General features: G+C 63.4%; 15 protein-coding genes and 2 tRNA genes. 7 read left to right on the top strand and 10 right to left on the bottom strand.

Annotation, left to right across the window (positions count from 1 at the left end):
- Positions 1-74 precede the first annotated feature (74 nt).
- The 3 genes from CLU86_RS11040 to CLU86_RS11030 are packed head-to-tail and all read left to right on the top strand — an operon-like array spanning position 75 to position 2,644.
- A complete protein-coding gene (locus CLU86_RS11040; RefSeq protein WP_099741634.1) occupies positions 75-875 on the top strand; it encodes an ABC transporter permease in 801 nt (266 codons plus the stop codon).
- Between the two features lie 42 nt (positions 876-917).
- Positions 918-1,934, top strand: coding sequence for an MlaD family protein (locus tag CLU86_RS11035; RefSeq protein ID WP_099741633.1), 1,017 nt, complete (start codon positions 918-920; stop codon positions 1,932-1,934).
- A complete protein-coding gene (locus CLU86_RS11030) occupies positions 1,931-2,644 on the top strand; it encodes a hypothetical protein (RefSeq protein ID WP_369803819.1) in 714 nt (237 codons plus the stop codon). The genes CLU86_RS11035 and CLU86_RS11030 overlap by 4 nt, the downstream gene beginning before the upstream one ends.
- A gap of 124 nt (positions 2,645-2,768) precedes the next feature.
- On the opposite strand, the gene CLU86_RS11025 is transcribed toward CLU86_RS11030, so the two are convergent.
- The 3 genes from CLU86_RS11025 to CLU86_RS11015 form a co-directional block, all read right to left on the bottom strand.
- Entirely contained in the window at positions 2,769-2,957 is a 189-nt protein-coding gene (locus CLU86_RS11025) for a hypothetical protein (protein ID WP_099741632.1), read from the bottom strand.
- A 251-nt stretch (positions 2,958-3,208) separates the two neighbouring features.
- Positions 3,209-3,517: a hypothetical protein gene (locus CLU86_RS11020; RefSeq protein ID WP_099741631.1), complete on the bottom strand. Its 309-nt coding sequence runs from the start codon at positions 3,515-3,517 to the stop codon at positions 3,209-3,211.
- A gap of 396 nt (positions 3,518-3,913) precedes the next feature.
- Positions 3,914-3,998: transfer RNA gene (locus CLU86_RS11015), tRNA-Leu, on the bottom strand.
- A gap of 41 nt (positions 3,999-4,039) precedes the next feature.
- Between CLU86_RS11015 and cysM the strand changes: the two genes are divergently transcribed.
- The 3 genes from cysM to CLU86_RS11000 all read left to right on the top strand — a co-directional run bounded on the left by cysM (position 4,040) and on the right by CLU86_RS11000 (position 5,860).
- The gene (gene cysM, locus CLU86_RS11010) at positions 4,040-4,942 is read left to right on the top strand and encodes a cysteine synthase CysM (RefSeq protein ID WP_099741629.1); all 903 of its coding nucleotides are present in this window, start codon (positions 4,040-4,042) and stop codon (positions 4,940-4,942) included.
- Between the two features lie 115 nt (positions 4,943-5,057).
- Positions 5,058-5,627 carry an NUDIX domain-containing protein gene (locus tag CLU86_RS11005; RefSeq protein WP_099741628.1) on the top strand — a complete coding sequence of 190 codons (570 nt, stop codon included), beginning with the start codon at positions 5,058-5,060 and terminating at the stop codon, positions 5,625-5,627.
- A 5-nt stretch (positions 5,628-5,632) separates the two neighbouring features.
- Entirely contained in the window at positions 5,633-5,860 is a 228-nt protein-coding gene (locus CLU86_RS11000; RefSeq protein WP_099656114.1) for a sulfurtransferase TusA family protein, read from the top strand.
- Between the two features lie 115 nt (positions 5,861-5,975).
- On the opposite strand, the gene galU is transcribed toward CLU86_RS11000, so the two are convergent.
- The 5 genes from galU to CLU86_RS10975 form a co-directional block, all read right to left on the bottom strand.
- Positions 5,976-6,863, bottom strand: coding sequence for a UTP--glucose-1-phosphate uridylyltransferase GalU (gene galU, locus CLU86_RS10995; RefSeq protein WP_099656113.1), 888 nt, complete (start codon positions 6,861-6,863; stop codon positions 5,976-5,978).
- A gap of 64 nt (positions 6,864-6,927) precedes the next feature.
- Complete coding sequence (locus CLU86_RS10990; RefSeq protein ID WP_099741627.1) at positions 6,928-9,825, bottom strand: valine--tRNA ligase; 2,898 nt, start codon at positions 9,823-9,825, stop codon at positions 6,928-6,930.
- A gap of 228 nt (positions 9,826-10,053) precedes the next feature.
- Positions 10,054-10,143: transfer RNA gene (locus CLU86_RS10985), tRNA-Ser, on the bottom strand.
- Positions 10,144-10,227: 84 nt separating this feature from the next.
- Positions 10,228-11,145 carry an SPFH domain-containing protein gene (locus CLU86_RS10980; protein WP_099656054.1) on the bottom strand — a complete coding sequence of 306 codons (918 nt, stop codon included), beginning with the start codon at positions 11,143-11,145 and terminating at the stop codon, positions 10,228-10,230.
- 58 nt (positions 11,146-11,203) lie between these two features.
- Complete coding sequence (locus CLU86_RS10975; protein WP_099743517.1) at positions 11,204-11,629, bottom strand: NfeD family protein; 426 nt, start codon at positions 11,627-11,629, stop codon at positions 11,204-11,206.
- A 161-nt stretch (positions 11,630-11,790) separates the two neighbouring features.
- On the opposite strand from CLU86_RS10975, the gene CLU86_RS10970 reads away from it, so the two are divergent.
- On the top strand, positions 11,791-14,073 hold the full coding sequence (locus CLU86_RS10970) for an arginine/lysine/ornithine decarboxylase (RefSeq protein WP_099656053.1): 2,283 nt from the start codon (positions 11,791-11,793) through the stop codon (positions 14,071-14,073).
- A 104-nt stretch (positions 14,074-14,177) separates the two neighbouring features.
- On the opposite strand, the gene CLU86_RS10965 is transcribed toward CLU86_RS10970, so the two are convergent.
- A complete protein-coding gene (locus CLU86_RS10965; protein ID WP_099741626.1) occupies positions 14,178-15,071 on the bottom strand; it encodes a DNA ligase in 894 nt (297 codons plus the stop codon).
- 107 nt (positions 15,072-15,178) lie between these two features.
- A complete protein-coding gene (gene fabI / locus CLU86_RS10960) occupies positions 15,179-15,979 on the bottom strand; it encodes an enoyl-ACP reductase FabI (RefSeq protein WP_099741625.1) in 801 nt (266 codons plus the stop codon).
- Between the last annotated feature and the right edge of the window lie 3 nt (positions 15,980-15,982).

Raw genomic sequence — 15,982 nt, 5'->3', positions numbered from 1 at the left:
AGGCCTAAAAGGCTTGTGGTGCTGCGGGCCAGGGGCTTGCCACTGCGCTGGCAGCACCTCGCTATGATCCGGCCATGATTTCGCACTGGCCCGGCCTCTCCTTGCCCGAACGTGTCTGGAGCGTGGTTCGGCGCTGGGCGCTGGCGTGGTGGCGCATTCTGTACCTAGGGGCGGTGGTGCTGGTGCTGGTGTTGTCGCCATCCAGCTACGGGCGGGGCACACGCCGCGCCCTGGCGCGCCACCTGTACCTGGACACTGCCCCGGTGCTCATTGGCTTCACCGTGCTGGCGGCGCTCATCAGCCTGGTGCTCACGCGCATTGTGGTGGTCACTGCGCTCAGCTACGGCTTGTCGCGCTACGCGCTGGAGATGGTGATTCGCGTGCTGGTGCTGGAGCTGATTCCGCTCACGGCCGCGCTCTTCGTGGCTATGCGCTGCACCATCCCCAACGGCACGCAGCTGGCCCTGCTGCGCCAGTCAGGCCGGTTTGACCACCTGCGCCGTTTGGGGGCTGACCCGGTGCGGGTCGAGCTGCTGCCGCGTGCCGTAGCGGGCGTGTTTGCCTGCATCACTCTCGCCGCACTCAGCTGCGTGGTGGCGCTGGTGCTGGCGTACCTGGGGGTGTACGGCTTCAACCTGGCGGGCCTGCCCAGCTACACGCGCATGTTCGGGCAGGTGTTTGCACCCGCCGTCACACTGGTGTTTGTGATCAAGACCTTGCTGTTCAGCCTGGCCGTGGCGCTCATCCCCATGGCCGCTGGGCTGCACGACACGGGCGAGCGTGCCCAGCCCGACTCCGAGCTGGGCGGCCTGGCGCGCATGTTTGCGGTGCTGCTGCTCATCGAGGTGGGCTCGCTGGTGGGCAACTACTACTGATGGCCATGCGCGCGCACTGGCCCAACCCCTGTTTCTGATGCCATGAATCCTCCATCATCCCCATCCCCTTCCAATGCGCCGCCACAGGAGTCTGGCGTTGCCCCTGTGGAGACCCTGCGGCCGGTGGCTTACCTGGAGCTCAAGGCGGCTGCGCTGTTGTTGTTCACCGTGCTGTTGATTGCCGGGTCTGGTCTGTACCTGCTCTATGCCCGGGGGGCTTTCGAGCCCACGCAAACCCTGGTGCTCACGGCCGATGATTCTGAGGGCGTGGTGGTGGGCATGGACATGACGTTCTCGGGCTTTCCCATCGGGCGCGTGCGCCGCATTGAGCTGGCCGAAACCGGCAACGCCCGCATCATCGTGGACGTGCCCCGTAAAGACGCCCACTGGCTGCGCGAGTCCAGCGTGTTCACCCTGGTGCGCGGGGTGGTGGGCGCCACCAACATCCGAGCCTACAGTGGCATCCTCACCGACCCCTTGCTGCCCGACGGCGCCACGCGCCCCGTGCTGCGCGGCGATGCCACCGCAGAAATTCCACAGCTGATGGCCTCTGCCCGTGAGCTGTTGGGCAACCTCAATGCCTTGACGGCGCAGGACGCCGCCCTGGGCAGCAGCCTGGCCAACGTGCAGGCGCTCACCCAGCGGCTGAACGGTCCCAGCGGCGCACTGGGCGTGGTGATGGGCAACGAGGCCGACGCCAAGAAAGTTCTCGCGACGCTGGAGCGCTCCAACACCCTGCTGGCGAGGCTGGACGGGCTGGCCAAGCAGGCCGATCGGCAGGTGTTTGGCGAGAACGGCAAAGATGCCCTGGTGCCCGACCTGCGCGCTACGGTGGCGCAACTCAATGGTTTGTTGGCAGACACGCGCACCAGCCTCAAGAAGGTGGATGCCGTGCTGGCCGAGGCCCAGGCCATCGGTGCCAACGCCCGTGAAGCCACCACCGACCTGGGCGCGCTGCGTGCCGAGGTGGAGAGCAACCTGCGCCGGGTGGAAGGCCTCGTCAACGACATCCAGCGCAAATGGCCGTTTGCGCGCGACACGGAGATCAAGCTGCCATGAGCTTTGCACCTAACACCGGATGGCGCCACCGGGCCTTGCGCGGCGCCCGGTGGCCTTGGCTATTGGCTTGCGCGGTGCTGGCGGCGTGTTCCAGCCAGCCCCCCGTGCCCGACTGGCAGATGAATGCCCACGCTGCCACGCAAAAAGCCCTGAACGCCTACCTGACCGGCCAGGCACGCGTCGAAGCGCAAGAGTGGGAGCGTGCCCGCCAGGCGCTGGCCAGCACCGGTCGTGCCGACCTGCTGGCCCGCACTGAGTTGCTGCGGTGCGCCGCCCAATCGGCCAGCCTGGCCTTGACAGGGCCCTGTGCAGGCTTTGAGTCCCTGCGCCCAGATGCCGCCGCGCCGGAGTTGGCCTACGCCGACTTTTTGCAAGCCCAGCGTTTGACGGCTGCGCAGGTCTCCGTGCTGCCGCCACCCCAGCGCGCCGTGGCGCAGCGCCTTGCAGGCACTTCCAGCGGTGGCGATGCGGCAGCCATGCTGGTTGCTGTGGAAGATCCTTTGTCTCGCTTGGTGGGGGCTGCGGCGCTGTTCCAGGCCGGACAGGCGGGGCCTGCGGTGGTGGCGCTGGCGGTAGACACCGCATCAGCCCAAGGGTGGCGCCGCCCGCTGATCGCTTGGCTGACCGTGCAGGCCGATCAGGCGCAAGCTGCAGGCGATGTGGACACTGCAGCCCGTGCGCGCAGGCGCCTGGCCGTGGTGGCGCCCTGAACGTTACTTTGAATCGACGGCGGCAGGGTGGGGCTGCGAGGGGTGCGCAGGCCTATGCCGCGCTGGGCTTGAGCGATCAGGCCATAGCAAACCAATTGCATGCCCCACGCCCAGTCTCAGTTTGTCAGTGCGAGGCAGAAGCCTCCAGCGGTAACAATGTGTCCCACTGCGCGGGCAGCAAAGGCAGCGAATCCGCAGATTGCGCCACCCACTCTGGCATGGCGCCAACCAGTGCGGCCGCCACGGCCAAGGCCACTGTGACGAGGAACGCAAGCACGGCAGCCGTTTGCGGAGAGAGGTGATGAAGTGTCATGGCATAGCTCCTTTCAGGGGAGTGCGGTTAATCCAAGCATGGCGGCATCGCTGCCGGATGAGACGGACCGCTCTTGCGCAATTCAAAGGTGCGGGGGCCGCAATGGCTCACCCCGCGCCAGCCTCAATGGCCAGTGGATGAGATTCCACCAAACCTGCCCAGTTCCGTCTGTAAGACAAGTGCTTATCTGGCATGCAGTTTGTGACCAGTTGTGTCGTGCACGCCATCTGGCAGAGGAGGCGGTGTTGGCTTTATGAAGTCTGTACTTCAAAGTACATGCCTTCTGCCTCCCCCAAATCCCGAAACCCGGCTTGGCGGGCTGTACTGCAGGCTTTGGCCCAGCGCGCAGCCAGTTCCATGTCGGCCTTGGAGATTTCATCAGCGCTGGCGCCTTCCAGGTCTCCCATGGTGTCCAGGGCAGCGGCCACCTGCTCGGGCCCGCCCAGCGCGTTTTCCAGCGCTTTGGTGTAGCGTGCTTCTGCCGCAGCAACTGCTTTGGCGGGCACATCATCGGGGTAGTCACGCAGGGTGACGGTGTACAGGGTGTCAATCACTTCCATGCCGGGCTCCTGGTTTTGAATACTGTTTAAATATACAGTATTTTGAGATGCAGGGCGAGGGCGGCGTGTTGGGCGGGTTTGGGGATGGATTGTTGTGGGCGCTGAATAAAGGAAAAAAGCCGGAAGCTTGTGGAAGCTTTGCGTGTCTGCGGTAGTCCAGGAGCTCAGCGACGAGGTGTTTTGCTGGTTGCGCCATGGCTCTGGCGTATGGGCGCATGCTTTGGGCCTGACGGCGTACACGATGTGCCCCCGCATTTTAAAAATGTGCCCCCAAATGTGCCCCCAATTTTCTCGGATGGGGTGGACTGGTTTGGATGGGGATGGACAGCGAAGATGCTGATTCCAAAGGGGAAATGAAAAAGGCCGCACGGTTGTGGAACCATGCGGCCTTATCTGTGGTGCCCGGGGCCGGAATCGAACCGGCACGCCTTGCGGCGGGGGATTTTGAGTCCCCTGCGTCTACCAATTTCACCACCCGGGCGGGTAATTTGTGAAGACGCAAATTATGGCACAGTAGTGACCATGAATTACCAAACTATCGAACAAGCGGTTGGCAACACGCCACTGGTCGCGCTGCAGCGCATTGGTGCCCAGGACAACGCCGCGCGCGGCAATGTGATTCTGGGCAAACTGGAAGGCAACAACCCCGCCGGTTCGGTGAAGGACCGGCCTGCGCTGTCCATGATTCGCCGCGCTGAAGAGCGTGGGGACATTCGCCCTGGCGACACCCTGATCGAGGCGACCTCTGGCAACACGGGCATTGCGCTGGCGATGGCGGCGGCCATCAAGGGCTATCGCATGGTGTTGGTGATGCCTGAGGATTTGTCGATTGAACGTGCGCAGACCATGAAGGCGTTTGGTGCCGAGCTGGTGCTGACGCCCAAGAGTGGTGGCATGGAGCACGCACGTGACCTGGCTGAGGCCATGCAAAAGCGTGGCGAGGGCAAGGTGCTGGACCAGTTTGGCAATGCCGACAACCCGCGGGTGCACTACGAAACCACGGGCCCCGAGATTTGGGAGCAGACGGGCGGGCGCATCACGCACTTTGTGAGCGCGATGGGCACCACGGGCACCATCACGGGGGTTTCGCGCTTTCTCAAAGAAAAGAACCCTGGCATCCAGATCGTGGGGGCGCAGCCGCAAGAAGGTTCGCGCATCCCGGGCATTCGCAAGTGGCCGCAAGAGTACATGCCCAAGATTTACGACCCGCGCATCGTGGACGAGCTGGTGTCTGTGAGCCAGGACGACGCCGAAGAGATGTGCCGCCGCCTGGCCCGCGAAGAGGGGATTTTTGCGGGCATCTCTGCGGCAGGCGCTTGCTGGGTGGCCCAGCAGATTGCCCAGCGCGAACAAAACGCCACGGTGGTGTTTGTGGTGTGCGACCGGGGTGACCGCTACCTGTCTACCGGCGTGTTTCCGGCCTGAGCTGGCGTCTGCCGGGCAGTGCATTGCAGAGCCCTTGAGTGGGGTTGTTTTGAATGAAATTGGCCTCTAGCGCTTGCCAAATAAGCGTGAGAAGCTATTGTTTTGGAAGCATTTCATGACGCAGTACGAAGTTCGACATTGCACCCACTGCGGCACGCAGCTGGCCTGGATCACACAGGCGGAAGATGGCGGCGACAAGGCGCGGCTGCGTTGCCCCGCTTGCGGCTGGACGCATTGGAACAACCCCACGCCCGTGCTGGCCGCCATTGTGGAGGTGGGCGGCCAGGTGCTGTTGGCCCGCAATGCGGCCTGGCCCGAAAAGATGTTTGCGCTGATTACCGGCTTCATGGAGGAGGGTGAGTCGCCGCAAGAAGGCATTGCGCGCGAGGTGAAGGAAGAGACCAATCTCGACGTGCAGTCCGCCACGCTGGTGGGGGCCTATGAATTTTTGCGCATGAACCAGATCATCATTGCCTACCATGTGGTGGCGCAAGGCGAGGTGCGTTTGTCGCCCGAGCTGGTGGACTACCGGCTCTATGATCTGGCAGACCTCAAATGCTGGCCTGCGGGCACCGGTTATGCGCTGGCCGACTGGCTGCGCACACGGGGGCATGAGCCCGTATTTTTTACAGAAGAAGAGAACGCAGAGCGACGCCGCGGGCTGGGCCTGCCGCCTAAGGATTGAAGACCATGGAAACCCACAAAGAAATCGACACCCGGGGCCTGAATTGCCCTCTTCCCATCCTGAAGGCCAAGAAGGCCCTGGCTGACATGGCCAGCGGCCAGTTGCTCAAGGTGCTGGCCACCGATGTGGGTTCGCTGCGCGACTTTCAGGCCTTTGCCCGCCAAACGGGCAATGAGCTGGTGGAGCAGCAGACCGTGGGCGAGGAGTTCATTCACATCCTGCGCCGCCGCTGAACGGGCGGCTTGCAGATGGGCCCTGCGTTTCGGCCCAGCCTTTGGGCCCGGCACAGGCCCGTGCGGTCGCCATATGCCATGGAGGGCGGGGCAGGGCACCCCGCCTTGGCGCTGATTACAGCGACAAGCCTTTGAGATAGTTGCGAAAGGCGTCGCCCACTTGGGGGTGTTGCAATGCCAGCTCCACGGTGGCCTCCAAAAAGCCTTCTTTGCTGCCGCAGTCGTAGCGCTTGCCTTCGTACTGAAAGGCGTACACGGCCTCGTTTTGCATCAAGCGTGCGATGCCGTCGGTGAGCTGGATTTCTCCGCCTACGCCGCGTGGCTGGTTGCGGATTTCATCAAACACACCGGGCGTGAGGATGTAGCGCCCCGCCACACCCATGCGCGATGGGGCGACGTCGGCCTTGGGCTTCTCCACAATGCGGTTGATGCGAATCAGCGGGCCACCGGCAGGCTCGCCCGCCACGATGCCGTAGCGGTGGACCTGGTCTTCGGGCACTTCCTGCACTGCAATCACCGAGCGGCCTTGCTGGCGGAAAGCGGCTGCCATCTGGGCCAGCACCGGCTGGCCACCCTCGGGGCCCACCATCAGGTCATCGGCCAGCAGCACGGCAAAGGGTTCATTGCCCACCAGTGGCTCAGCGCACAGCACGGCATGCCCCAGGCCCAGCGAGCGGGGCTGGCGCACAAAGGCGCAGTCCATGTCGTCCGGCTGAATGGAGCGCACCAAAGCCAGCAGCTCTTTTTTGCCCGCGGTCTCCAGCTCGGACTCCAGCTCGTACGCGGTGTCGAAGTGGTCTTCGATGGCGCGCTTGCTGCGGCCCGTCACAAAGATCATGTGGCGAATGCCGGCGGCATAGGCTTCTTCCACCGCGTATTGGATGAGCGGCTTGTCCACCACGGGCAGCATCTCCTTGGGGCTGGCTTTGGTGGCAGGCAAGAAGCGGGTGCCCAGGCCAGCGACGGGAAAAACAGCTTTACGGATGGTGGATACAGCAGTCATGGAGCTCCTTCTAGAGTGGAATGCGTGCAAAAAATAACAGGGCGGCAGCGCTGGTGAGGGCGGCTTAGCCCAGCCGCGCCAGTTGATCGCGCAAGCGGGTCAAGGTGGCGCCAAAGTCGGCGATGCGCTTTTTCTCCTGGTCGATCACAGCGGGCGGTGCCTTGGCCACAAACGCTTCGTTCGAGAGCTTGTTGTTGGCCTTGGTGACTTCGCCGTCAATGCGTGCGATTTCCTTGGACAAACGTGCTTTCTCGGCCGCCACGTCAATTTCCATGTACAGGCACATGCGGGCTTCGCCCACCACGGCCACGGGTGCCGCCTGTGCGGCGGCAGCCCACGCGGCTTCGTCGTCAAACACCTTCACTTCGCTGAGCTTGGCCAGCGCCTGCAGCACGGGCGCTACGCCGCGCATGAAGTCGGTGTCACCCACCACGTACATCGGCAGGCGGGTGGAGGGCGAGACATTCATCTCGCCGCGCAGTGCACGGCAGGCGTCCACCAAGCCCTTCACTCGGCCCATGTGGGCGATTGAAACCTCATCGATCTTCTCGGGCTGGGCCTGGGGGTAACGAGCGATGCTGACCGACTCACCCTGCAACCCGGCCACGGGCGCCACCGTTTGCCACAGGGCTTCGGTGATGAACGGGATGATGGGGTGGGCCAGGCGCAGGATGGCTTCCAGCGTGCGGATCAGCGTGCGGCGCGTGGCGCGCTGCTCGGCCTCCGTGCCGTTCTGGATCTGCACCTTGGCGATCTCCAGGTACCAGTCGCAGTACTCGTTCCAGACAAAGTCGTAGATCGTGTTGGCCACGTTGTCCAGGCGGTACTCGGCAAAGCCCTTGGCCACCTCGGCCTCGGTCTTTTGCAGCAGCGATGTGATCCAGCGGTCCGCCTGGCTGAAATGCATGTAGCCGTGGGCGGGGCCGCCGGGCTGGCACTCTTCCTTGGTGTGCTCTTTTAGGCCGCAGTCCTGGCCCTCGCAGTTCATCAGCACGAAGCGGCTGGCGTTCCAGAGCTTGTTGCAGAAGTTGCGGTAGCCCTCGCAGCGCTTGCTGTCGAAGTTGATGCTGCGGCCCAGGCTGGCCAGCGCCGCAAAGGTAAAGCGCAGCGCATCGGCGCCGTAGGCCGGAATGCCCTCGGGGAATTCCTTTTGCGTGTTCTTGCGCACCGTGGGTGCGGTCTCGGGCTTGCGCAGGCCGGTGGTGCGCTTGTCCAGCAGCGGCTCCAGAGAGATGCCGTCGATCAGGTCCACGGGGTCGAGCACGTTGCCTTCGGACTTGGACATCTTCTTGCCCTGCGCGTCGCGCACCAGGCCGTGGATGTACACATGCTTGAACGGCACGCGGCCCGTGAAGTGCGTGGTCATCATGATCATCCGGGCAACCCAGAAGAAGATGATGTCGTAGCCGGTCACCAGCACGGTGCTGGGCAGGTACAGGTTGAAGTCGTCGGTGGGCGCGTCGCCTTGTTCAGGCCAGCCCATGGTGCTGAAGGGCACGAGGGCCGACGAGTACCAGGTGTCCAGCACATCCTCGTCGCGACGCAGCTTTTTGCCGGGCGCCTTGGCCTGGGCCTCGGCTTCCGTGCGGGCCACGATCACGTTGCCGTCCTCGTCGTACCAGGCTGGGATCTGATGGCCCCACCACAGCTGGCGGCTGATGCACCAGTCCTGGATGTTGTTCATCCACTGGTTGTAGGTGTTCACCCAGTTCTCGGGCACAAAGGTCACCTCGCCGGTGGCCACCGCGTCGATGGCCTTTTGCGCAATGCTCTTGCCCGTGGGGTCCTGGTCGCTCACCTTGCTCATGGCCACGAACCACTGGTCGGTCAGCATGGGCTCGATCACCTGGCCGGTGCGGGTGCAGATCGGCACCATGAGCTTGTGCTTCTTCACCTCGACCAGCGCGCCGAGGGCTTCGAGGTCGGCCACCACGGCCTTGCGGGCCACGAAGCGGTCCATGCCCTGGTACTTGGCGGGGGCGTTCTCGTTGATGGTGGCCTGCAGGGTCAGCACAACGATCATGGGCAGCTTGTGGCGCTGGCCCACGGCGTAGTCGTTTTGGTCGTGCGCTGGCGTCACCTTCACCACGCCCGTGCCGAATTCCTTGTCGACGTACTCGTCGGCGATCACCGGGATCTGACGGTCGCACAGCGGCAGGTTGACCATCTTGCCGATGAGGTGCGTATAGCGTGCATCCTCGGGGTGCACCATCAGCGCCACGTCGCCCAGCATGGTTTCAGGCCGGGTGGTGGCCACCGTCAGGCTGCCGGAGCCGTCGGCCAGGGGGTAGGCGATGTGCCACAGCGAGCCGTCTTTTTCTTCACTTTCGACTTCCAGGTCGGACACGGCGGACTGCAGCTTCGGGTCCCAGTTCACCAGGCGTTTGCCGCGGTAGATCAGGCCCTGTTCGTACAGCTTCACGAAGGTGTCTGTGACCACCTTGGAGAGCTTGTCGTCCATGGTGAAGTATTCACGGCTCCAGTCCACGCTGTCGCCCATGCGGCGCATCTGCGTGGTGATGGTGTTGCCGGACTTTTCCTTCCACTCCCACACCTTGCTCACAAAGTTCTTGCGCGCCTCGGGCGGGGTGGGGCCCATGTCGTAGCGGCTGATGCCTTGTTCCTGCAACTGGCGCTCCACCACGATCTGCGTGGCGATGCCCGCGTGGTCGGTGCCCGGCACCCACACCGTGTTGAAGCCGCGCATGCGGTGATAGCGCGTGAGGCTGTCCATGATCGTCTGGTTGAACGCATGGCCCATGTGCAGCGTGCCCGTCACGTTGGGGGGCGGTAGCTGGATGGAAAACGCTGGCTCGCCCGCCTGCGGCGCGCCCGTGCCACGGTGGCCTGCGGTGCCATACCCGCGCTTTTCCCATTCAGGGCCCCAGTGGGCTTCCAGCGCAGCGGGTTCAAAGGACTTGGACAGGCTTTCGAGGCCGGGTTGTTGCAGGGGCGTGCTCATGGATGGTGTGGTGTTGCAGGAGGCAGCCGCTGGGGCTGCCTCGACAGACAAGAGGGTGAGCCGGGCATTTTAAGGCAGGGCCGAGTGGCTTCGGCCACAGCTGCATTTGTGTCTGTGCCAGAGGGTTACTGGCATCGCCGGGCCTGCCCTGTATGGCCTGGACGGCTTCAAACAAACGGACTGCCCAATGCAAAAAGCCCAAGTGGTAGAACCACTTGGGCTTGCATATGGCGGAGAGGGCGGGATTCGAACCCGCGGTGGGGATTAGCCCACACACGCTTTCCAGGCGTGCGACTTAAACCGCTCATCCACCTCTCCGAAGCCCGCTACTATAGCATTGCTTTTGCGGGTTACGTTTGAACTGTGAGAATTTCTTTCGGGCGCCCCGGGCGGGCGTGTCGTTTACTGGCCGCGCTGCGTGGTCTGCACCATCTTCATGGCAGACCCGATCAAGGCAGACACCTCGGTCATGTTGCTGGGCACGATGAGGGTGGTGGTCGCGTCCGATGCGACTTGGCTGTAGGCCTCGACGGCTTTCTCCGCCACCTTGAGTTGCACGGCCTGCTCGCCGCCTGGCTGGCGGATGGCGGCGGCCACGCGTTCAATGGCGTGGGCGGTGGCTTCGGCCACGGCGGTGATGGAGGCGGCTTCGCCCTGGGCCTTGTTGATGGCTGCCTGCTTTTCGCCTTCGGAGCGGGCGATGAAAGCCTCGCGCTCGCCGGTGGCGATGTTGATCTGTTCTTGGCGGCGGCCTTCGGAGGCCGCAATCAGTGCGCGCTTTTCGCGTTCGGCGGTGATCTGGGCCTGCATCGCGTGCAGGATTTCCTTCGGCGGGGTCAGGTCTTTGATTTCATAGCGCAGCACTTTCACGCCCCAATTGAGCGCCGCTTCGTCAATGGCCTGCACGATTTGCGCGTTGATGATGTCACGCTCTTCAAAGGTCTTGTCCAGTTCCAGCTTGCCGATGACCGAGCGCAGCGAAGTCTGCGCCAACTGGGTCACGGCCATGATGTAGTTGCTGGAGCCATAGCTGGCGCGCATGGGGTCGGTGACTTGGAAGTACAGGATGCCGTCCACTTGCAATTGCGTGTTGTCGCGGGTGATGCAGACCTGGCTGGGCACGTCCAGGGGAATTTCCTTGAGGCTGTGTTTGTAGGCGACGCGGTCCACAAACGGCACCAAAAAATTCAGGCCCGGAGTGAGGGTGCCGGCGTACTTGCCCAGGCGCTCTTTGACCCAGGCGTTTTGCTGGGGCACGACCTTGACGGAGCGGGCGATGAAGATCACCGCAATGATCAGGAAGACGATGGCAATTTCCATGAGAAGCCTTTGGTTTGCAGGTGAACAAATAAAACGAGGTGCGCCAGAAAGAGGGCGTTCAGACCGGGTCGACCAGCAAGCGGTTGCCGACCAACTCGGCCACGCGGTGCATGCCTGTGGCCGGCTGCACGCCCGAGCGGTGGATGGCCGTCCAGGTGGCGCCGCGGTACTTCACGCTGCTGGTGCCGTCGGGGTTCCAGTGGTCGATCAGAATGGTTTCGCCCACATCCAGGTTCACACTGCGGTCGGCGCGGGCGGATGGATCTCCGGGGCGCTTGCGCCGCACGGCATGCCAGCCGATGACCGATCCTCCGCCCACCACGGCGGCCGTCACTATTTGCAGTGTGGTGGACATGCCCAGGTGGGCTGCGATGGCTGCAGCGGCCACGCCCAGGGCCAGCATGAGCAAATAGAAGGTGCCGGTGAGCAGTTCTGCCGCCACAATTCCCCCGGCCAATAACCACCAGAGGGTGGATTCCGCCATACAGCCTCCTTGCGTGCGGGCACGCGCCTGTGTGATGTGTTTAGTGCACCACATTCTGGGTCAAAAGGATTGGACTTCAAAGGCGTGACACGGTTATTCCTTACACTTCGCGCCTATTTCGTTTTTTGGCCGGGCAGGGCACGGTTTCACGGAGGCTGCGCATGAAGTTTCGCTTTCCCATCATCATCATCGATGAAGACTATCGTTCCGAGAACACTTCGGGTCTCGGCATTCGCGCGTTGGCGCAGGCCATAGAGGCCGAGGGCTTCGAGGTGGTGGGGGTGACCAGCTACGGCGATCTGTCGCAGTTCGCCCAGCAGCAAAGCCGCGCCAGTGCCTTTATTCTGTCCATCGACGATGAAGAATTCACTGTGGGCGAGGGGCTAGATCCCATCGTTTTGAGCCTGCGCAATTTCATTGGCGAAGTGCGCCGCAAGAACACTGAGGTGCCGATCTACGTGCACGGCGAAACCAAGACCAGCCGCCACCTGCCCAACGACATCCTGCGTGAGCTGCATGGCTTCATCCACATGTTCGAGGACACCCCCGAATTCGTGGCCAAGCACATCATCCGCGAGGCCAAGAGCTACCTCGAAAGCGTGCAGCCGCCCTTCTTCAAGGCGTTGCTCGATTACGCCGAAGACGGCTCTTACAGCTGGCACTGCCCAGGGCACTCGGGTGGCGTGGCGTTTTTGAAGAGCCCGGTGGGCCAGATGTACCACCAGTTCTACGGCGAGAACATGCTGCGCGCCGACGTGTGCAACGCGGTGGAAGAACTGGGCCAGCTGCTGGACCACAACGGCGCCATCGGCGAGAGCGAGCGCAACGCCGCGCGCATCTTCAATGCCGACCACTGCTTCTTCGTGACCAACGGCACGTCCACATCGAACAAGATGGTGTGGCACCACACCGTGGCGCCCGGCGATGTGGTGGTGGTGGACCGCAACTGCCACAAGTCCATCCTGCACAGCATCATCATGACCGGAGCCATCCCCGTGTTCATGAAGCCCACGCGCAACCACTTCGGCATCATCGGGCCCATCCCGCAAAGCGAGTTCGAGCCCGCCGCCATCCAGGCCAAGATCAAGGCCAACCCGCTGCTCAAGGGTGTGGATGCGAAAAAGGTCAAGCCCCGCGTGCTCACGCTCACGCAAAGCACCTACGACGGCGTGCTCTACAACACCGAAACCATCAAGGGCATGCTCGACGGCTACGTGGACAACCTGCACTTTGACGAGGCCTGGTTGCCCCACGCAGCTTTCCACCCGTTCTATGGCAGCTACCACGCCATGGGCAAGAAGCGCGCGCGCCCCCAGCACTCGGTGGTGTATGCCACGCAGTCCATCCACAAGCTGCTGGCCGGTATCAGCCAGGCATCGCACGTGCTGGTGCAGGACTCGCAAACGGTGAAGCTCGACCGGCCCTTGTTCAACGAGGCTTACCTGATGCACACCTCGACCAGCCCGCAGTACAGCATCATTGCCAGCTGCGACGTGGCTGCCGCCATGATGGAGCCGCCCGGCGGCACCGCGCTGGTGGAAGAGAGCATTCTGGAAGCGCTCGACTTCCGCCGCGCCATGCGCCAGATCGAGGACGATTTCGGCAAGAACGACTGGTGGTTCAAGGTCTGGGGTCCTGAAAAGCTCGTGGACGAGGGCATGGGCCGCGCCGAAGACTGGATCATCCGCAGCGACGCCAAGGGCAAGAAGGGCAGCAAGTGGCACGGTTTTGGCCAGTTGGCCGACGGCTTCAACATGCTGGACCCGATCAAGTCCACCATCGTCACGCCCGGCCTGAGCCTGGATGGCAAGTTCGACAAGACCGGCATCCCCGCATCCATCGTCACCAAGTACCTGGCCGAACACGGCGTGGTGGTGGAGAAGACGGGCCTGTACAGCTTCTTTGTGATGTTCACCATCGGCATCACCAAGGGCCGCTGGAACACGCTGCTCACCGCGCTGCAGCAGTTCAAGGACGACTACGAGAAGAACCAGCCGATGTGGCGCATCCTTCCCGAGTTCTGCCAGCAGCACAAGCGCTACGAGCGCATGGGCCTCAAGGACCTGTGCCAGCACGTGCACGAGATGTACGCCAAGTACGACATCGCGCGCCTGACGACCGAGATGTACCTGTCGGACCTGACGCCTTCCATGAAGCCCTCGGACGCGTACGCCCACATTGCCCAGCGCAAGACCGAGCGCGTGGAGATTGACCACCTGGAAGGCCGCATCACTGTGGGCCTGGTCACACCGTACCCACCGGGCATTCCACTGCTCATTCCCGGCGAAGTCTTCAACAAGAAGATCGTGGACTACCTCAAGTTCGCCCGCGAATTTGCCAAGCTGTGCCCCGGCTTTGAGACCGACATCCACGGCCTGGTCGAGGTGGAAGACGAAAGCGGCCAAGTCCGCTTCTATGCGGACTGCGTGGCCAACAAGCCCTGATTGCCGCTGAAGGGCCATCCGAGGCCCTGCTTGCCGATAGGGTTTGAGTGAAAATGGCTGCTAGCGCTTATCCATCAAGCGCTAGCAGCTATTTTTTTGATAGCTTATTGCCGAATCGATGGGGGCGCCGTGGTGGCAGGCATGTCCAGCCGCACCCGCACAAAGCTGGCAAAGCGCGGCAGGCCGCCCTCATGTGTGCCGCGAAAGCGGTAGGTCACCCAGCTGCCAACGGGCGGCGGATCGGCGCGGTCGGCGTCGGTCAGGCCTGCGCCCAGCTTGAAGCGCTGGCCTGTGGGCATCTCCACCAGCAGCGCGCCCAGCCGCCCGGCATGTTTGCCCTTGCCCGGCAGGTGGCCCACCACCAGGGCCTCGGTGTCTTCGTGGGTCTTGAACTTGATGAGATCGTCGCTGCGGCCTGACCGGTACAGCGAGCTGCCTTTGTGCAGCATCAGCCCCTCACCCCCGGCGCGCACCGTGCGTTGCAGCAGGGCCTGCAAGGCGGCATCGGTGGCCACACGTTGCTGTGGCACGGCTTGCACCCAGTTTTGCTGAATGGATGCGACCAGCGTCTTCAAGGCCCCCAGCCGTTCGTCAAAAACACCACCATGGGCGGGCAGGTCAAACACCATGAAGCGCATCTGCCGCCAGGCGGCGTCATCGGGCTGCTGCTGGCGCGTGGTGGACTGGGCATGCCCAAAGCGCCCGCGCCCGGCCCACAGCTCGCCATCCATGGGCGTGGCGGGCCAGCCTGCGGTAAACCACGCGGGCGCGGCCACCGTTTCGCCACCCCGCGTGCGCAGCGTGTGCCCATCCCAGTAGCCGCGCACGCCGTCGTACTTCTCGCTCACCCAGTAGTCGGCCAGCGGCATGCCAGGGCGGTACACATTGGCGAGCAGCAGGGCGGGTGCGTCTGCGGCCCAGGCCTGGGGGAGGGCCAGCGTGAGGAGAGGGCTCAGGGGCGCCAGGCCCAGCCAGGTCAGGCAGCGTCTGCGGTGCATAGGGTGGTGTGTGTATGGGTGTTGCTATCAAAAAAATAGCTTCTAGCGCTTATGGGGTAAGCGCTAGAAGCCAATTTGTTATGGAGCCTGTTCAGCCCAGCAGGGTTTTAGACCTGGTCAGCGCTCAGGCCTGCGGTCTGGCTGAAGCCACCGTCCACGTAGGTGATCTCGGCCGTCATGCCGCTGGCCAGGTCGGACAGCAGGAAGGCGGCCACATTGCCCACGTCTTCAATCGTCACATTGCGGCGCAGGGGCGAGGCATCGGCCACGCGGGACAGCAGCTTGCCGAAGTCCTTGATGCCGCTGGCGGCCAGGGTCTTGATGGGGCCCGCGCTGATGCCGTTGGCGCGGATGCTGCGGCCGTCTTCGGTGCGGCCCACGGCCTCGGCCAGGTAGCGCACCGAGGCTTCCAGGCTGGCCTTGGCCAGGCCCATGGTGTTGTAGTTGGGGATGGAGCGCAGCGCGCCCAGGTAGCTCAGCGTGATCAGCGACGACTTGTCGTTGAGGTAAGGCAGGGCCGCCTTGGCCATGGCCGGGAAGCTGTAGGCGCTGATGTCGTGCGCAATGCGAAAGCCTTCGCGGCTCAGGCCGTCGAGGAAGTTGCCGGCAATCGCCTCGCGGGGGGCAAAGCCAATGCTGTGCACAAAGCCGTCAAACTTAGGCCACACCTGGGCCAGGTCGGCAAACATGCGCTCGATCTGCTCATCGCTGCCCACATCGCAATCAAAGATCAGCTTGGAGTTGAACTCGGCGGCAAAGTCGGTGATGCGGTCCTTGAAGCGCTCGCCCACGTAGCTGAAAGCCAGCTCGGCGCCTTGTTCGTGGCAGGCCTTGGCGATGCCGTAGGCGATGGAGCGGTTGGACAGTACGCCGGTGATGAGCAGCTTCTTGCCGGTCAGAAAACCCATGTT

It is taken from the genome of Acidovorax sp. 62 (genome assembly GCF_002754495.1).
Lineage (GTDB): Bacteria > Pseudomonadota > Gammaproteobacteria > Burkholderiales > Burkholderiaceae_C > Acidovorax.
The sequence above is the reverse complement of the archived record's forward strand: the minus strand, read 5'-3'. Positions and strand labels throughout refer to the sequence as shown.